Annotated in this window: 14 protein-coding genes and 1 pseudogene; all 15 read right to left on the bottom strand. The window is 35.3% G+C overall.

Features of this window, described 5'->3' with window-relative positions:
• Positions 1-24: 24 nt before the first annotated feature.
• The 15 genes and pseudogenes from DWX96_RS01375 to DWX96_RS01305 all read right to left on the bottom strand — a co-directional run bounded on the left by DWX96_RS01375 (position 25) and on the right by DWX96_RS01305 (position 16,411).
• Positions 25-1,911: a beta-glucoside-specific PTS transporter subunit IIABC gene (locus DWX96_RS01375; protein WP_118056548.1), complete on the bottom strand. Its 1,887-nt coding sequence runs from the start codon at positions 1,909-1,911 to the stop codon at positions 25-27.
• 123 nt (positions 1,912-2,034) lie between these two features.
• Positions 2,035-2,886, bottom strand: a complete 852-nt coding sequence (locus DWX96_RS01370) for a PRD domain-containing protein (protein WP_118056549.1) — start codon at positions 2,884-2,886, stop codon at positions 2,035-2,037.
• Positions 2,887-3,417: 531 nt separating this feature from the next.
• Positions 3,418-4,542, bottom strand: a complete 1,125-nt coding sequence (locus DWX96_RS01365; RefSeq protein ID WP_118056550.1) for a hypothetical protein — start codon at positions 4,540-4,542, stop codon at positions 3,418-3,420.
• 94 nt (positions 4,543-4,636) lie between these two features.
• A complete protein-coding gene (locus DWX96_RS14340; protein ID WP_181968100.1) occupies positions 4,637-4,813 on the bottom strand; it encodes a hypothetical protein in 177 nt (58 codons plus the stop codon).
• A gap of 614 nt (positions 4,814-5,427) precedes the next feature.
• A pseudogene (locus DWX96_RS01355) lies at positions 5,428-5,865 on the bottom strand (helix-turn-helix domain-containing protein); the annotation flags it as partial.
• Positions 5,866-6,445: 580 nt separating this feature from the next.
• On the bottom strand, positions 6,446-7,063 hold the full coding sequence (locus DWX96_RS01350; RefSeq protein WP_118056553.1) for a ribonuclease D: 618 nt from the start codon (positions 7,061-7,063) through the stop codon (positions 6,446-6,448).
• Positions 7,063-7,869: a hypothetical protein gene (locus DWX96_RS01345; RefSeq protein WP_118056554.1), complete on the bottom strand. Its 807-nt coding sequence runs from the start codon at positions 7,867-7,869 to the stop codon at positions 7,063-7,065. Before DWX96_RS01345 ends, DWX96_RS01350 begins: the two co-directional genes overlap by 1 nt.
• A gap of 105 nt (positions 7,870-7,974) precedes the next feature.
• Entirely contained in the window at positions 7,975-8,313 is a 339-nt protein-coding gene (locus tag DWX96_RS01340; RefSeq protein WP_118056555.1) for a DUF6061 family protein, read from the bottom strand.
• A gap of 21 nt (positions 8,314-8,334) precedes the next feature.
• Complete coding sequence (locus DWX96_RS01335; protein ID WP_199535164.1) at positions 8,335-9,369, bottom strand: hypothetical protein; 1,035 nt, start codon at positions 9,367-9,369, stop codon at positions 8,335-8,337.
• 81 nt (positions 9,370-9,450) lie between these two features.
• Positions 9,451-9,855, bottom strand: a complete 405-nt coding sequence (locus DWX96_RS01330) for a transposase (protein WP_118056556.1) — start codon at positions 9,853-9,855, stop codon at positions 9,451-9,453.
• A 474-nt stretch (positions 9,856-10,329) separates the two neighbouring features.
• Entirely contained in the window at positions 10,330-11,682 is a 1,353-nt protein-coding gene (locus tag DWX96_RS01325; protein ID WP_118056557.1) for a hypothetical protein, read from the bottom strand.
• A gap of 89 nt (positions 11,683-11,771) precedes the next feature.
• Complete coding sequence (locus DWX96_RS01320; protein ID WP_118056558.1) at positions 11,772-12,752, bottom strand: Cthe_2314 family HEPN domain-containing protein; 981 nt, start codon at positions 12,750-12,752, stop codon at positions 11,772-11,774.
• Positions 12,753-13,605: 853 nt separating this feature from the next.
• Positions 13,606-13,878, bottom strand: coding sequence for a hypothetical protein (locus DWX96_RS14335; protein WP_197420790.1), 273 nt, complete (start codon positions 13,876-13,878; stop codon positions 13,606-13,608).
• Positions 13,879-14,566: 688 nt separating this feature from the next.
• Positions 14,567-15,613, bottom strand: a complete 1,047-nt coding sequence (locus DWX96_RS01310; RefSeq protein WP_117946277.1) for an HAD-IA family hydrolase — start codon at positions 15,611-15,613, stop codon at positions 14,567-14,569.
• Positions 15,614-15,634: 21 nt separating this feature from the next.
• Positions 15,635-16,411 carry a Cof-type HAD-IIB family hydrolase gene (locus tag DWX96_RS01305; protein WP_117946275.1) on the bottom strand — a complete coding sequence of 259 codons (777 nt, stop codon included), beginning with the start codon at positions 16,409-16,411 and terminating at the stop codon, positions 15,635-15,637.
• Positions 16,412-16,536 lie beyond the last annotated feature (125 nt).

The raw sequence follows: 16,536 nt of genomic DNA, 5'->3' as shown, positions 1-16,536 counted from the left end.
CCGCCTGATATTTCGTTGTTATTCTTATACAATAGTCAGAAATTTATCTCCTGCATTTACAGCTGCATCTTCTTTTTCCATGCATACTGCTTTGATATAATCAGAAATATTGGTCACAACAACCGGTGTGATCAGATCATATCCTTCTTTCTTAATGGCATCCATATCGAATTCCACAAGAAGCTTTCCTTTTTTTACCTTATCTCCCTCAGAAACATGGGATTTAAAATATTTACCATTTAAATTTACAGTATCAAGTCCGATGTGGATCAGAATTTCTGCTCCACTTTCTGTCACAAACATGATTCCATGTTTGCTCTCCATGATATTTGCCACCGTACCATCTGCCGGTGCATAAACCTTTCCTTCTGATGGAACGATCGCTGCTCCGTCACCTAAAACCTTATCAGCAAAAGTTTTATCCGGAACATCGGAAAGTGCTTTTACAGTTCCTGCTACCGGTGCACAAAGCTCGATCTTATCTACAAGCGGAGCGTTCTGCTGTGCCGGCTGTTTTTCTGTATCTGTGTTCTGTACTTCATCCTCTGTCTCAGCCTTTACATCCTCAAATCCGAAGATAAGTGTAAGAACAAAAGCAGCTACAAAAGATACCACGATCATAATGATTCCATAAATCAGATTGCTTAATCCCTTCTCGCCGATAAACGCCGGGATTGCCATGATACAATTCTGTGCAATGTAAAGAGAAACCTGAAGAAGTCCTCCTACGATACCACCGATTCCGGCTGCGATGGAAGCTGCTACAACCGGTCTTTTCAGTTTCAGTGTAACACCATACAGAGCAGGCTCTGTGATACCCATAAGAGCGGAAACACCGGCTGCACTTGCCAGCTGTTTCATGTTGCTGTCCTTGGATCTTACAGCTACTGCAAGAGAAGCTCCGGACTGTGCAAGGTTAGAGCATACCTGAGATACAAAGATCAGTGTATCGCTACCACCGGTTGCAATGGCATTCAGTCCGATCGGTGTCAGCGCATGGTGCATACCGGTCATAACGATGAACGGGAAGGTTGCTGCAAGGATACCTACAATAATGAAACCAAGTTTTACGGACAGGAAGTTGATGGCTACCGCAAGTCCATTACCAATAATTGTTCCGATCGGTCCAACTACGATCAGGGCGATTGGTGCACTGATCAGAATTACCAGTGTCGGGTTCAGGATCAGTTTTACCATTTTCGGTGTGATCTTATCAACCAGAATCTCAATATAATGTGTGATCCATACCATCAGGATAACCGGAATAACGGAATAAGAATAAGTTGCTTTTGTGATCGGCAGACCAAACAGTGTGATGGCCGCATCACCAGCTACCATAGTTACAAAGGTAGGGCTTAAGTAAACACCGGCAATAAACAGCGCCAGTGACTGGTTCACGCGGAAAACCTTGGCAGCATTTGCTGCGATCAGGAACGGCATGAAGTAGAAAGTAACATCTCCGATAAAACTGATCACCTGGTAGGTACTGCTTGTTTCTGATACCAGATGAAAAGTTGTCAGCAGGGTAAGTACAACTTTGATCATACCGGCTGCAGTCAGGGCAGGGATCATCGGGGTCATACATCCGGTGATGGCATCGATAACTTTTGAAACAACACTCTTTGAGCTGTCAGAGTTCGCTGCCGGTGCATCATCGGTAGGAACGCCTTTGTCTTCCAATGCCTTGTAAACAGCGTTTACTTCGTTTCCTGCGATAACCTGGAACTGATCTTCATGCCAGTTAACGCCGGAGATCTCAGAAAGCTTTAAGATCTCTTTCTCGTTGATCTTCGATCTGTCTTTCACATAGAAACGAAGCCTTGTCATGCAGTGGAATAGACGGGTGATATTATCTTTTCCGCCCAGCGCTGCAATCAGTGTGTCTGCAGTTTTTGCATAGTCCTTTTTCATTTGGGGACCTCCTTTAATAATAAATATTGAAATTTATATTAAAGGTCTTGCCTGAAAAGATACGCACATGGCACGTATTTCAGTAACAATCCATTAACACCTAATTTATAAAACAATCTCTTTTCACAGATTTTTCAGACGTTTATGGTCTTCTGTGATCTTCTGGATATGAATCGTCAGATACAGCATTTCGTCCTCAGTCATAGCGTATTTATATTCCTCTTCCATCATAAGATAGATCATTTTTACACAGCCATAAGCTTCTCTGTACTGCTCCTTGATGATCTTGAAAAGCTCCTGATTCTCATCATAGTGAAACTCTTTATGAAGGAATCTCTGGGCAAAATATTTCAGATGCGTGAGAAACCGCTGATAATACAGATTATCCTCCTGAAATTCCATATTGTCATAATACTTCTCCACGATGTCCAGGATATGATGTACAATAATGGAAATCTGATAGCTGTCCGTCTTGCCGCCATCTTCCGCATTCACAAAATGCAATGCAAAAAATCCTGCTTCATCTGCAGAAAGATCTACCTCGAACATCTCATTTACCTTTTTCAGTAATTCCAAGCCGATCTCATATTCCTTATGATAAAGCTGCTTGATATCCAGAAGCAGCATATTCTGAAGGCGGATCCCGTTTTCAAGTCTGGAGATTGCACCCATGATATGGTCGCTAAGGGAAAAATAAATACTGTCATTTAATTTCATCCCCTCTTTTTCCTTCACTTCATTTACAAAAGCTCCCACAAAATCCAGATATTTTTCCGGAATAGCAGTCAGATAACCCTGTATCTCCTTGCTGATCTGGGCATTTTCCGCAGTAAAGATCTTCTCGATCCTGGACTCCTCCACTTGCTGTCCTTTCTTTTTCTGAAAGGCAATTCCGCAGCCCTTTACAATAACTTCATGTCCCTGTCCATCCCTGGACAGTATCAGATTATTATTCAAAATCTTATAGATAACCATATTCCTGTTCCCCCGCTGCCAGACAAATAAAAAAAGGCCATTACAGTATATAGAAAACCTATTCCTATACTACTATAAGGTCTTGCCTGACGATAAATAAATATTTCAGTAACAATCCTTCTGATTCGTAACTATTTAATAACTGCATGTAATAGTATCAGAAAAAATATATGTTGTCTATCTGGAATATTTAATAAAATATTTATAATATTTTTGTTAACTTTGACAAAATCCCCTGATGATCCTGCCATACGGATTGATATGTACCCACTTTCTCCATTAAAAAAAGAGCCCCAAACATACCAAAAAATATGTTTAGGACTCTACCTATGACGGGATAATGAAGTTTACTAATTTCAGGATAATAGAGTTTGCTAATTTACAGTTTACTACTCAAACTCTTTTTCGGGTTTGATTTTTCATATTAATCTAATGTTATCAGGTGTTGAAGTCGTATCATTTTGATACATTTTTACATCTCGTCAATGTGATTTCTAAACTACTGTACCCAAATTGTACCCAGCACCATTTTTAATAGTCTTTTTCCATACTGTCTTTTGCAAAAATATATTCTTTATTCTCTACAGATAATGAATTAATCAAAAAAGCACTTTTACCATCTTGATATACTGTTATTGAAACACAATACTCACCCGATTCATTTATTACTTCTTTCAAATCAAACATATATTTCCAATGTAAACATTCACTGTTTATTAATATTCCTTCTGCCACCTTTTCACCTTCAACTTCATTATTAACGTACTTATCTTCTCGTGCAAACAACAATTTTTCCTTTTCAACAGACTCTGTGTAAATTTTTTCTCCATCCATATTCCATATTTCTATATCCAGTCCATTATAGTTTTCTGCTGATGTATTACAAATTTCCACTATACCATCAGCATTATAACTTACACTAATTGTTGCTTTATTATTCACAATAAATATAGCACTTATAGTAAAACATAATAATGCTACAAACATCCATTCTGCAATTTTTCCTCCTACCTTCAGAAGAATTCTCTTAATTTCCTCTTTACTCTTATGTTTTACCCAATGCACAACAAGAACAATTCCAACAACTGCACACAGACAAGAGACCAAAATCCCACTCCATTTTTGACTCTCCTCTCCATAAATTGCAGATAATGGAATAGATAAAATGAATACAAAAATAATCATTATTGTATATATTCTAAAATCACTTAGTAAGTACATGTATCTGTTGTCTGATTCCTGATCATACTGCTTATAATTTTGATCCAGCGTATTGTACCTTTTTAGATCACTTATTACATACAACACTATGTCAATAAATATAATAACTGATGTTGATAATGCAAATGAAAAAAGTGCTTGCAAATACCAATACATTACCCCCTGCTCCGACCACACATTTAAAAAACTAATCGTCATCTTAAATAAAAAAGCACACAACGTTCCTATCACCGCAACAATAGCTATAATTGCTCCTAATCGGGTTGTTCTTCTTTGCTCTTTCTCAGCAGCATCTACCAATATCTCTTGCTGGTTTTCTACCTGATTTTTATCAACATCAGCACCCAACACCTCCTGCTGATTTTCTACCTGCATTTTTTGTATTTCTCTTTTTTTCATATTTTTATTTTTCTTCTTGTGTTTCTTTTTTCTCATATATTCCTCCATAAAAACAACAGTTTTCATTATAACATAGCAAGGAAGCAAAATGACTTTGCCATATTACTTCCTTGCCTGATACTTTACTATATTACTTCTCTTTTCTTACCCCTTTAAAAGGTGTGTTACTAGATGTTTTTACATCCATGAATTTTCCTGTTTGTGCATCTCGCTTAGTCCATAATCCCGTTGTCGGATTATATACCTGCGATCTACCTCTAACTGCTCCCACTCGAGAATTATCTCCAACTGGTCTGTTTGTTGCCATAAAAATAGCCCTCCTATTTCATTTTGATTGTTTGTGTTTTGTTCTGGTTGTCCCACCGCTACTCAACGAAGTCTTAACTCTTACTCTTCTGTTTGATATTGGTTTTGCAGTGACTCTTACTCAAATTGTCTTTCCCATTTTCAATACCATACCTTTCTCAGTTGGGAATTATATCTTGAAATAGAAGTACAGTTTCGCTATAATTTATTTGAACTATCAAGATTCGGAATACCAACTGTGTATCCGATGTTGCGGTATTGCTTTGCAGAGCAATACCGCATTTATATTTAAAGCTCTATTATTCGAGCCCTAAACATACTTTTATTCATTGGTTACATGAACTACATTTCTTACTCTCACATCATGATGAATAAAGTTGCGATTTGTAAGTTGTTGCGTCACTTCATCATAAACCGGAGCTGTATGTTCTGGATCTCGAATAGTTAAAATCATACAGTATTCCTGACTTAACTGAAAATCCTTTTTCACAGCTTCCTTTTCAATAAAATCGCGATATAAACCTTCTATCTTCAGATACCACTTGCGTGTAGATGGCAACCACTTATCGCGATTTGACGGGGTCATATCAGCTAAATCAATTGCATACTTCTTAACTGGATGGAACTTTTTACCATAGTCTCATAATTCTTCTGAGCTGATTTGGCAGAATAAATATGCTTCTCTAGCTTACAGGATTGCCGTTGGATACAGCCGTTGCAAACGTATGGTGGTTTCTTCAGTTTGTTACAAACCAATACCTCAAACTGCTTGCAATGCTCGTAGCACTTTACACGAGGACATCTCTTGCAGCTTTTTGAATACTGTAGTTTGCACTTTGAACATGCTGTTCCGTATTCATCACAGGTACTTCGCTTGCTGCAGGGATTGAAGGAATCTTTACGTACAGTCTGACTATGGAGTTTGACTTCTTTTGAGATAGTAGAAGGGTCCTTGCCAAGTTCCCTACCTATCTCAGTAAATGAAGCTCGTTCTCTTAAGCGAACTTCTATTGTGGCTCTTTCATCAAGAACCAGATGTGCATTCTTAGCCATGGTATTCTCCTTGGATAACGCCATCCGGACTCTATTGCTGAGCCACAACTATAACCAGATATCAAGAGGGTTGCAACACTAACTTCTAGGATATATTTTGCAATACTAAGTTCCAGTTTTTGGGTGAATGGACTGGAATTTAATTTTCCAATTCACCAAAGAAATCACTTTTCTCAGCCCTTATTTCTCTTTCAAGGCTTCTTAGGACTTCCTTCAAGGTCTTGGCTTGCTCTCTCTTATCTCTCGATATTCCTCTATTTTCAAGGCTTTCTCCATGGTTTCAAGTAAAAGAAAAAGACCTCATATCAACGGTTTTTCCGCTCTACAAGGTCTTTATTTTCTCGTTATTTTATTCATTCCCTAAGCTAAAGATTTTTGCCCCTTGAGGATAAAGGGGATTGCCCTGGGATATCAAATTATTCAAACTCTTGGGCGAAAAGATTTATCTAGCTGTTTTTTTGTACACATTTGTATGTTTTATTCTTCATATTCATCCTAATTTGTATTTTTGTGTACCTCGTCTAAAATTTTTAGAGCCAATATAGAGCCAAATAAAATAATAATCTAAAACCATCATATTTTAGTATTTAAATATATTATCTATTCCCAAATCTGTTATTTTCTTGTAGCAGGGAATAAATTGAAAACAATTTACTGCCACTTCCTCCAATTCCTTATCAATAAGTTCTTTTTTCAATTTTTTCCATAAACAATACAAGTATTGAACATCATTAACTGCATATTGTTTTTGTCTCTCGGTTAATATCTCTTGAGACCAATCAGACAACTGCTCTGATTTATCAATATCAACATTCAAATATTCCTTTAATAGCGGTTTCAATGAATTATTATGCTCTAAACCGTTCACAATTTTCGAAGCAATTTTTGTACATACTAATTTTCCAAAACAATTCATATTAAGATTTTTCATTAAAAACGATACATCAAAAACTGCATTATGGAAAACTTTAAGCACATCTTTTGAATATAACAGTTCTTTTAAGTTCAAATATTCAAAGTTGCAATTGTATCTAATAATTATGCTGCATCCATCACAAAAAAGCTGTATAGTACAAAGTTCATCTCTCAAATAATCCAATCCTGTTGTTTCAGTATCAATGCAAACATACCCCGCTGAAGCAAAAAAATCCTTCTCTTTTTGTGATATATCACACTCTTTTTCAATTATTTGTAACATCAGTCAGCCTCCTTGAATTCAACTTTTTCAGCTTCTTTTATAATAGTTTCGATTTCTTCCAAATACACTTTATATAAGCCTTTTTCTCCGTTATTCTGATATATTGAATATGGTAAAAATACACTTTTTTCCTTTGAACTTTTACAACTTACCACTATCATTTTATTATCTATTCGATACAAAGAATTTGTTGGTTGACCATTAAAATAATACAATTCCACTGTACCACATTTCTTATTTTTATATGAACTATTACTTCTTTTTGAACACTTTTGTCTTTTTTCTTCCACTTCATCATATAGAGATTTCCATTTATCCGAAACTTCATTGATGAGTTCGACTAAATGTCCTTCTGAATAGTTATAATGTTTCTCCAATGCTGGTACAAAAGGTGATTTTGGATTCAACAAAACAACCCGTAATTGGCATTCAGTATTTAGTACCGTTTGCTTTATAAAATCAAAATTATTTGTTGTCCATGTCCTTGCATAATTATGAACAATATCAATATTGGTCTTTGCATTTTCAAATTGTTCTTTATAGTTTATATCTGTTAAAGTAGAATCAATTTTTATTAACCCAGTATCATCTATTTCCTTATCAAGGCTAACCTTTTGTATTACCAATTCTATTAACGTTTTTTTTAGGTACATATTATCAATAATCGTGTATATACCGGATACTAATAATACAGACCCAACATTGCTAATTAATGGATTTCCACACCACATACACAAAATTCCAACAATTGCACAAACAAGTGCTACTACTATATGTCTCAATGAAAATTTATTCTCTTCTTTCATATTTTCTCCTCTCCTTCATAAAATCTAGTATGATACTTAATTTTAACATATTATCACCCAAAATTATATAGGCAATTTTCGTAATAGATTTCCCAACTCTCATACCTAAAAAAACTCCCTAGCCATCATTTCCGCCGTAGCCCTATTATACCCTTTCTTCAGATACCCCTGCACAATCGTCCCGAGCATTCCCTTAACCATATCATCCTCAATATCACAATATGCCTGCATCTCCCCTGACAAAGCCATTGCCACATACTCTATTGGCTTGTTATCTAACAGCTTATGTAGCTTCGCCAGTGACTGCTCTGTTGTCCTCAGAGCAGCCTCTACTTCTTCGCACTTTATCCGCAACATATTTCCATCTGTAAACCACACCTCAACATAGCCGTTATCCATGTTATAAGCACATTCCACGATATTATCCATTCGATTATCTTTCATCTCATCAATCCATCCTTCCCATTATCTTGTTCCATAAGACCTGTCATACCGCCTTATTTGCTGTTCTGCACGCTCCTGTTCCCTTACCTTACGAATAATCGTATCAATCTGCTCTGCGCCAGCATATCTCTTCACACGCTCCAGATCATCAGCCTTTTCCTGCAACAGCTCTGTCCTATCACTCATATCCTTAATCTTGCCCTTGAAAAACTCCACATCATCTGACAATCTCTTCTTTTCCTTCCGAAGCTGTATTACTTCCTCTTTCAACCTTACGCACTGGATTGTCAGATTCTTTATCAATGTCTTAAGCTTATTCATAAATGGCATCACTACCTTATCCCGAAATGACTTAGCACTTGCAAATGCTCCCGGTTCCGGCAACTGCCATTCAGGTGCTTCATCATACTTCCTTACATCACGCTGTAATAACTGCTCTGACTGCACCATCTGCTCTATATTGTTCTTAAGCTCATTCTGTTGCCTTTCAAGTTGAACATTATTCTGTTGCAAATCATTGTATTTCTGTCTTAATGCCTGATTATCCGATTGCAACGCATCATTCCTTTGCTCCAAGGAATAATTATCAATAGACAACTGATCATTCACATTCTTTAATTCACTATTCGTATATTGTAAATCTTCATGCCGTTGTTCCAGTTCTTCATTATCTGTCTGCAACTGTAACTGTTTCTGCTTCAAATCATGATTTTCCATGCGAAGTCTGTCCTTGTAGCTTTCAAGTCTTGAGTTTTCCATTCTCAAATTCTGATTACTTGCAAGCAATACTCCCTTCTCCTGTTGTACTGTAGTTCTCTCTTCGTTTGCCCTCTGTATAGCTTTCTCAGCCAGTTCCTTTTCTATAGTAACATTTTGCAATTCCTGTTTCTTTGCAGAAACCGCTTTTCCAAGCTGTGCAACTACCGAAGATATTTCCTGCTTCTGGCTATCCAATTCTGCTACTTCCTTTGATCGTTCTTTCTTTTCAAATTCAAGCACTGACAAATGCTTCTCATGTGTACCCTTTTGCAGCCATTCCACACCATATCGCTCCATGACTGCAGCAAGTTCCTGCTTCTCTTTTTAATCCTAATGGCACAATAACATTTTCCTCTTTTCATTCTGCAATAAACCTGTTTATATCTTTGTGTTATCAGGTTGATGTCTTCTAATATATGAAATGCAATTATCAAGGTGTTTTTTATCAACAATAGGTTCAAATGACTTACCACCCCATAAACCTTTTGGTATTTGTTCTACAAGAACAGGAAATTCTTTTCTCAATATTCTTGACGAAGCCCCAAATAAAAGTTGTCCTACTTTAGAAGGATCTACTTGCGTTTTTATCAAAACATGAATATGATTATATGCAACTGTACTTTCAACTAACTCTATCTCTTCTTTTTTATTAAAAATGTCTGCTATAATGCAACTTAATCTATCACGAATCTCATTGTCATAAAAAAGAGGTTTTCTGTATTTTGTAGCACCTACAAATTGATAATAATTTTCATATGCATCATTCTCGGATAACTGTTTCATTTTTATCTCCCTTCCAATCAATTTCAATTACTCTCCCCACAAATAGAGCCAAACTAGAGCCATTTGATAAAACAAATGCCGGAAGCCCGCATAAATACAGGCTTTCGGCATTCTAATCTATATTCAGGCAACCCTCTTTATCCTCAAAAGGCAAAATCCTTTATCCTCACCTATTTTCTCTTTCAAGGCTTCTTAGGACTTCCTTCAAGTTCTTGGCTTACTCTCTCTTTCTTCTCTCTTATCTCTCGATATTCCTCTATTTTCAAGGCTTTCTCCATGGTTTTAAGTAAAAGAAAAAGACCTCATAGAACGGTTTTTCCGCTCTACAAGGTCTTTATTTTCTCGTTATTTTATTCATTCCCTAGGCTAAAGATTTTTGCCCCTTGAGGATAAAGGGCGTTGCCTTGGGATAAGGAGAATTTGACCTTGTATGAGCATTATAACGTGTTCACTATGTTTTGTCGAGTTATAAAATTATGCATATGCTGATTTTCTAATATCTGCAATACATCTAATAAGCCTATTTAACAGGTCTTCCTCCGATTCATTTTGTGGTTTCCATGTTAAAAAAACAAACTTATCTTCATTTTCTTTTGCGTATTGTTCTTTCAATCTTGTTTTCTCTTGATATTCCTCATTTCTCATCATGCCAAAAACTTCAACAATGCCAACTTTTTTACATCCTTTAACTGTTATGATTCCATCTTCCAACCATTCAGCATCACCATATGCATTTTTAGTAAATGAATATGGTTTGTAAAATTTAACTTCTTGGTATAGTTTTCCATTCATAATATAATCCATAATTACATCAAAACACTTTACTTCATATGAACTTTCACAAAAAATGCCATATTTATTAACAAGCAACAACGTGAGCCTATCTATTTCTCCCTCTTTTCGTATATTATTGTTTTTATCTTTATACGTTTTTTCACTTTCATATTGATATCCGGCTCCGATGATAATATCATTCTCCAAATCAAGGATTTTATTATTATAAGTGCTTTCATATTGATTCATGGCAATTCTTAACGCATCATATGTTATTTTAACATAGTAACCATTAATTTTTACTGAAAAATAACTCCTTATATCATTATTGTCATTGTTAGTCTTTATATTTACTAGTTCTTGATATGATATACTTGTATATTCTTCATAATTAGATTTTTTTTCATTAATAGAATAAGATACAATTTTAATACTTGTTAGTCTATTATAAAAAAATTGAACTCCATTTTTATCCAATGAACATCCTGCAACAGTTCCTCCTCTATTGGAAATCCTTACATCCTTTGCTTGTCCATAGACTTCTTTGCTAAACTCTTTTTCCAATTTTAACTTTATTTTCGTTTCATCTGCATCGCCTTCTTTCAAAGTAAATCTGCATGCTTGGCGATACGAAACTTCTAAGTTAATCTTCTTTACTAAAGCAGACAATCTCATCTTTTGTTGTTCTGTATGTACAATATCTCTTCTTTTTTTATGTTCTTCTCCTGCTTCTACTTCTCTTCTTTTGGGTCTAGCAAATAAATTTTCATAAACTCTTGCAACTAATTTTCCATCTTCATCCTGCTGCAACGGATTAGCATATGCTATTCTTTTTTGATAGTCCTCATTTTTCCTACAGGCCTCATCATGTTGTCTAGCAAATTCTGGATGACATGGTATTAGTCTTAAATCTGCCGAAAAATGATATTTCAATTGTTTCTCAGGATAACAACATTTACATATATAAATTGTCCCCTTCTTATATGCAGATTCCTTCTGAGTCTTACTCAACGTATATGGATTTAATTCGTCTCCAGTTTCATTATTAATCATTATCAAACTTTCCATTATTATACACCCTTTCTTTATAACTATATCTGTTTTGGTCACCCATCAGTTCTTAATACCCAACTATGTAATCATCAAGAAATAGTTGCATCTTCTCCAAACTTTTCCCTCATTTTTTCATAGCTCATATGTAATTCAATCTTACCTTTATACTTTTTATCTTCTTCATTTATCCTACAATATTTAACAAACATAGGTTTACATACTTTACACGCCTTATAATCTATTGCATATTCACATGAATTTTCACATGGAACTAAAATCTGCTCCGCCTTATCTTTTAAAATATTTATGCTCCATGGTTCTGTATCTTCTGCCACCTTACCACACTTCATATTACACTCAACTGTAACCATCATAATATTTTCAATCAAAAAATTTTCTAATTTACTTACATACAGCTCCGCAAACCTTAAATATTTCTTTATGTCATCCAATACATATACAATATTTTCATATGGATGTTTTGGAAATACATTTCCCATATCCGCTTGTATTTTTCCATTATTATTTCTATGAAAAAGATATGAAGATGTTCCATCCAATGAATGCGTAAATTGATTCCTTAACTTTGTCCTAACTTCTTGATGGTCTGCGCTGTTTAAATACTTTCTTATTTTTTTCACTTCAGAATTACCAAGTTTTCTTCTAACAGTAGCATCATTCAAAAAAGAAAATATACTTATTTCCCTATCCTTATCATATCCACACTTAAAAAACTCGTTTATAAACTGCCGAAGTAAGTCCCATAATACAATATCTCTATACACAGCATCCTCCAAATAATACGCATACATCTGAGAATTTTCCGTTTCTTCCAATGGCCAATTCATTTTAACTGCATATGCATAAGACCTGGATATTGCATAGATAAAATTATTAATGACCTTGTTAATTCTGATAAGCCATTCTATTGAATTTCTTGCTCTCATTACTTCTTCTGTAATCTGTAGTTGTTCTTCTCTATATAATCGACACTCATCTAAAACTTTAATGGAATCAATACTTTTTTCAATATAATCCTTAATCTCGTTATCTGAATTAAACTGTTTCACACAATCCCCATCCTTTAATAATAGTGATATAAATAAACTGGCACCATCTCTACCGTTCTTATTTGTCAACAACAAGAGTCTCTCATAGTATAAGTTTATTATATCATAGAAACTTTCTTAATGACGTTCACGCTCGAAATTTAGATTTTATCGAAACATGTTTTTACTGCATAGATGTCATATCGTATTCTTTTGTCTATACCACAATTCCAACACCAAAGCTTCTAAAGGAAAAATCAGATTGACTCACATATTCCCAAAAGTCATTTTTGAGTTGAATTTTAAACCAATACGTGATATATTAATAATACAAAAAGGGTGCCACCGATAGACGGCTGACCCATTAAATCAATTAACTAAAAATAGTCGCTCAACTTGCTAGGTCGGGGCGGCTATTTTTGTGTCTTATTATTATCCTTACCAAAGGAATACCCTAATCCAAAGCAGGTTAAGCCGAAGCTTACCACTGCGATAAAATCAACAATACTCATATGGCTTAGCCCTCCTTTCCAAGAAATCAATGACTTCTTTCGATTCCCTTGCGGGTTTCTATGTAATCGGAGGGTCACAGTCCCTCCGTAGAAGGCCAACCGCCTACCGTTATGGTGGCACCCAATGAAATTTTATCATAGCCCCTTGGCATTTTCAATGTAATATCACTCTAAATCGACAAGAATATGCATCAAGGATATTGCATATCTAAAGTCTGCTTGCCTGCTTTAAAACTTGGCTTCTATTACAACAGGGTTTCCTTCTTTATCTTTATAGTTACCGATAATGTCTACCAGCTTATCAAAATCACACATTCCATCTCTAATGTCATTATCATGTCTAAGCTCATCAATTGCTTCGGTCAACGTTTTCCAACTATATTCTTACTTATTATAGTATTTACAGCTTTCACCTGACTTGGAAATGGCTCATAGCTTTTAAATTTCCACACCTTTTCCCTGACCTCATATATTGCTGTGTTTGGCTTAGCATATATAATTACAATCACCCACATGATTGCATTATATAGCTGTTTTGCAATTGGATTCCACTTCACTTCTTTGGATTCATTACCTCCAGAGGTCTTACTGCCTTTCTTCCCTGTTCCTCCCTCTCCATGCAAAGGATTAAACAATGGCAGTCCCTCATGATTTATTTTCTTAAGGAACTCTCTAGCTGCGGTCATCCCACATTGGATTATCTCTTTCTTGCCTAAGGATGAAAAGCTCCTCTACAACAACCACATGGCAGATGCCTTTGCTTGTGCTTTCTACCGCTTCTTTCAAAAGATGAAAGATGATTGCAAGGCACACAATATCCCTGTTCCAGATAAATATGCAAGAATGGATTGGAATTTTAAAAATTAAAGTTTCTTATAGCAAAGATTTCTCTACAACAACAATTACTTACACAATGAGTAAGAGTGTAGAAAATGGAGTATCAAGTAGTTTTCAAAATATGAAAGAGACCCTCTCCAAAGGTGGATGCTCCGAGTTTAGGCTAAAGAAATGTCCTTACAGACACCGCCTATCCTGTTGGCAGACAGGATAGGCATTTTTATTTTCGCCTGCTCTTCCTCGAAGAGCCTTTCTCTTTATCGAGAAAGGCAAGCAACGCTATAATCAAGCTACCAAAGGACATCAACAATGCTAATATCCCAATGAAAATCGAAATGATCTCATAAGCCGTCATCGGCGCTAAGCAAGCCCCCCAGACACTTAACGCCCTGTCATGGGTACTTTCCTTAAAGAGTACCCTAGCATATATATCATATGTTCTGCAAGAACAATTGTAATTTGAATCTTATTTCATAGACTCATTCCCTATAAATATTTTAATATATCAGATAAGTTATTAATTTCAATATCAGCTTTTTCACTCTCATCTGTTATATTCCACAAACTTCCAAATCCCTGTTTTACCCATATAGTTTTCATACCCAACTGTTTTGCAGGTACAATATCATTATCAATACGGTCACCAATCATAACTGCATTCTCTGGTCTGCAACGGCTTCTTTCCAATGCAATTTCAAATATTCGCCTATCTGGTTTTGAAACACCTTCTTCTGCTGATGCGATAATCAAATCAATATATTTTCGTACTCCAAGATTTTCTAATCTCTCAGAAGTTCCTAGTGATTGGTTTGCAATTACACCAATTTTATAAATTCTACTTAACTTTTTCAGACAATCTTTGGTATCTGTATACAGCCTTTCGTATTGCGATTCCCATTTAGGTAGTTTCACGCCCAATTGCCTTGCTACCTCTAAGTCTCCTTTTTTGTTTTCTTTATAAAACGACATGGCATATTTATAAATTTGCTCGTAAGTTAAACCTGATAAATCCGCTATCCTTTTCATCCTGTCTTCATAAACTTTGCTTTCATCAACCAATGTCGACCCAACATCAAAAAATAGCCATTTTATTTCGTCCTTTTTGGGGCAAAATCCTCTTTTTCTTGCTTCTTCCAGCAGTTTGGGTTGAATTTCTGGGTAAGTCCAATTAATCGGTAGTTCATCCATAATTGCTATTTTTTCAATTTCACTGTGAAGCTCTTTTTCAAATGTATGTATATCTGAGAAGAATAATTTTCCAAAAGTCTCCATTCCATCGAAATTATCTGGTGCAGTCACAGAATATATACAAATTGGAGTAATATCAAAAGTTATTGCTCCTGTTTCTTCATATAGTTCTCGTTTGGCTGTTTCAAGAATATCCTCACCATCTTCTCTATGCCCTCCCGGCACTTCATATGTATCTCTTTCTTTATGCTTGCAAAATACCCACTTGCCGTTACTCTGTGAGATAATCACTGCAAATTTCAATAGTTCATCATTAACCGTATCATAAAATTTTACTTCCACCATATTTCCTCTCCATGTACATATCTATAATATTTCATTTTCAATAAAACCCGCAATACCATCTTCATCATTTGAACCAATTACAATATCAGCTCTCTCTTTTACCTCATCAATCGCATTCCCCATTGCAACACCTGTTCCACATAATTCAAGCATTCCGATATCTGCATAATCATCTCCAAATGCAATAATTGAATCTGTACTAAATCCACATACTTCCGTAATCTTCATAATTGCGTTTTCTTTCGTCACATTCTTTTTTGTAAACTTGTACCAAAATCCATCAGAGAAACGAATACAATCACAATCAGAGAGACTTCGAGTCAGCTTATCTGCCTTATCTTGATTAAATATCTCAACACACATTTTTAATGAACATTCGTTAAAATCTGAAAAATCTGTATAAATACTATCTCCCCAACTCTTATCTAACTTCTTAGGATCTATTTTATAATTCCAATAATGTGCATCTATTGTGTCTATCGTAATTTCGCAATCATTTCCACAAATATTTCTTGCCATGTCAATCATCACATTCGTTTCTTCTTCGGAAAATTCTGCCCTATAAATATATTCTGTTTTGTATTTTACTAATGCACCTCCACTCGATATTAAAATATCGGGCATCAATTCATTTAAAAATACCAAAGAGTTTTGCTCACTTCTGGAGGTGGAAACACCTATCAATATATCATTTCCCCTGCATTTTTTTAGAGCTGATAATGTTCTGGTTGATATTGTTTTGTCACTCTGTAATAAAGTTCCGTCTAAATCAAATAAAAGAAGTTTGCATTTCTTCATATCATTTTTTCCTTTTCATTCTTCTGAATAATTATATTTGCATCAATTACTCTCCCCACAAATAGAGCCAAACTAGAGCCATTTGATAAAACAAATGCCGGAAGCCCGCATAAATACAGGCTTTC

It is taken from the genome of Roseburia sp. AF22-2LB, assembly GCF_003461125.1.
Taxonomy (GTDB): Bacteria; Bacillota; Clostridia; order Lachnospirales; family Lachnospiraceae; genus Roseburia_C; species Roseburia_C amylophila.
This window is presented reverse-complemented; position numbering and strand designations above follow the sequence as displayed.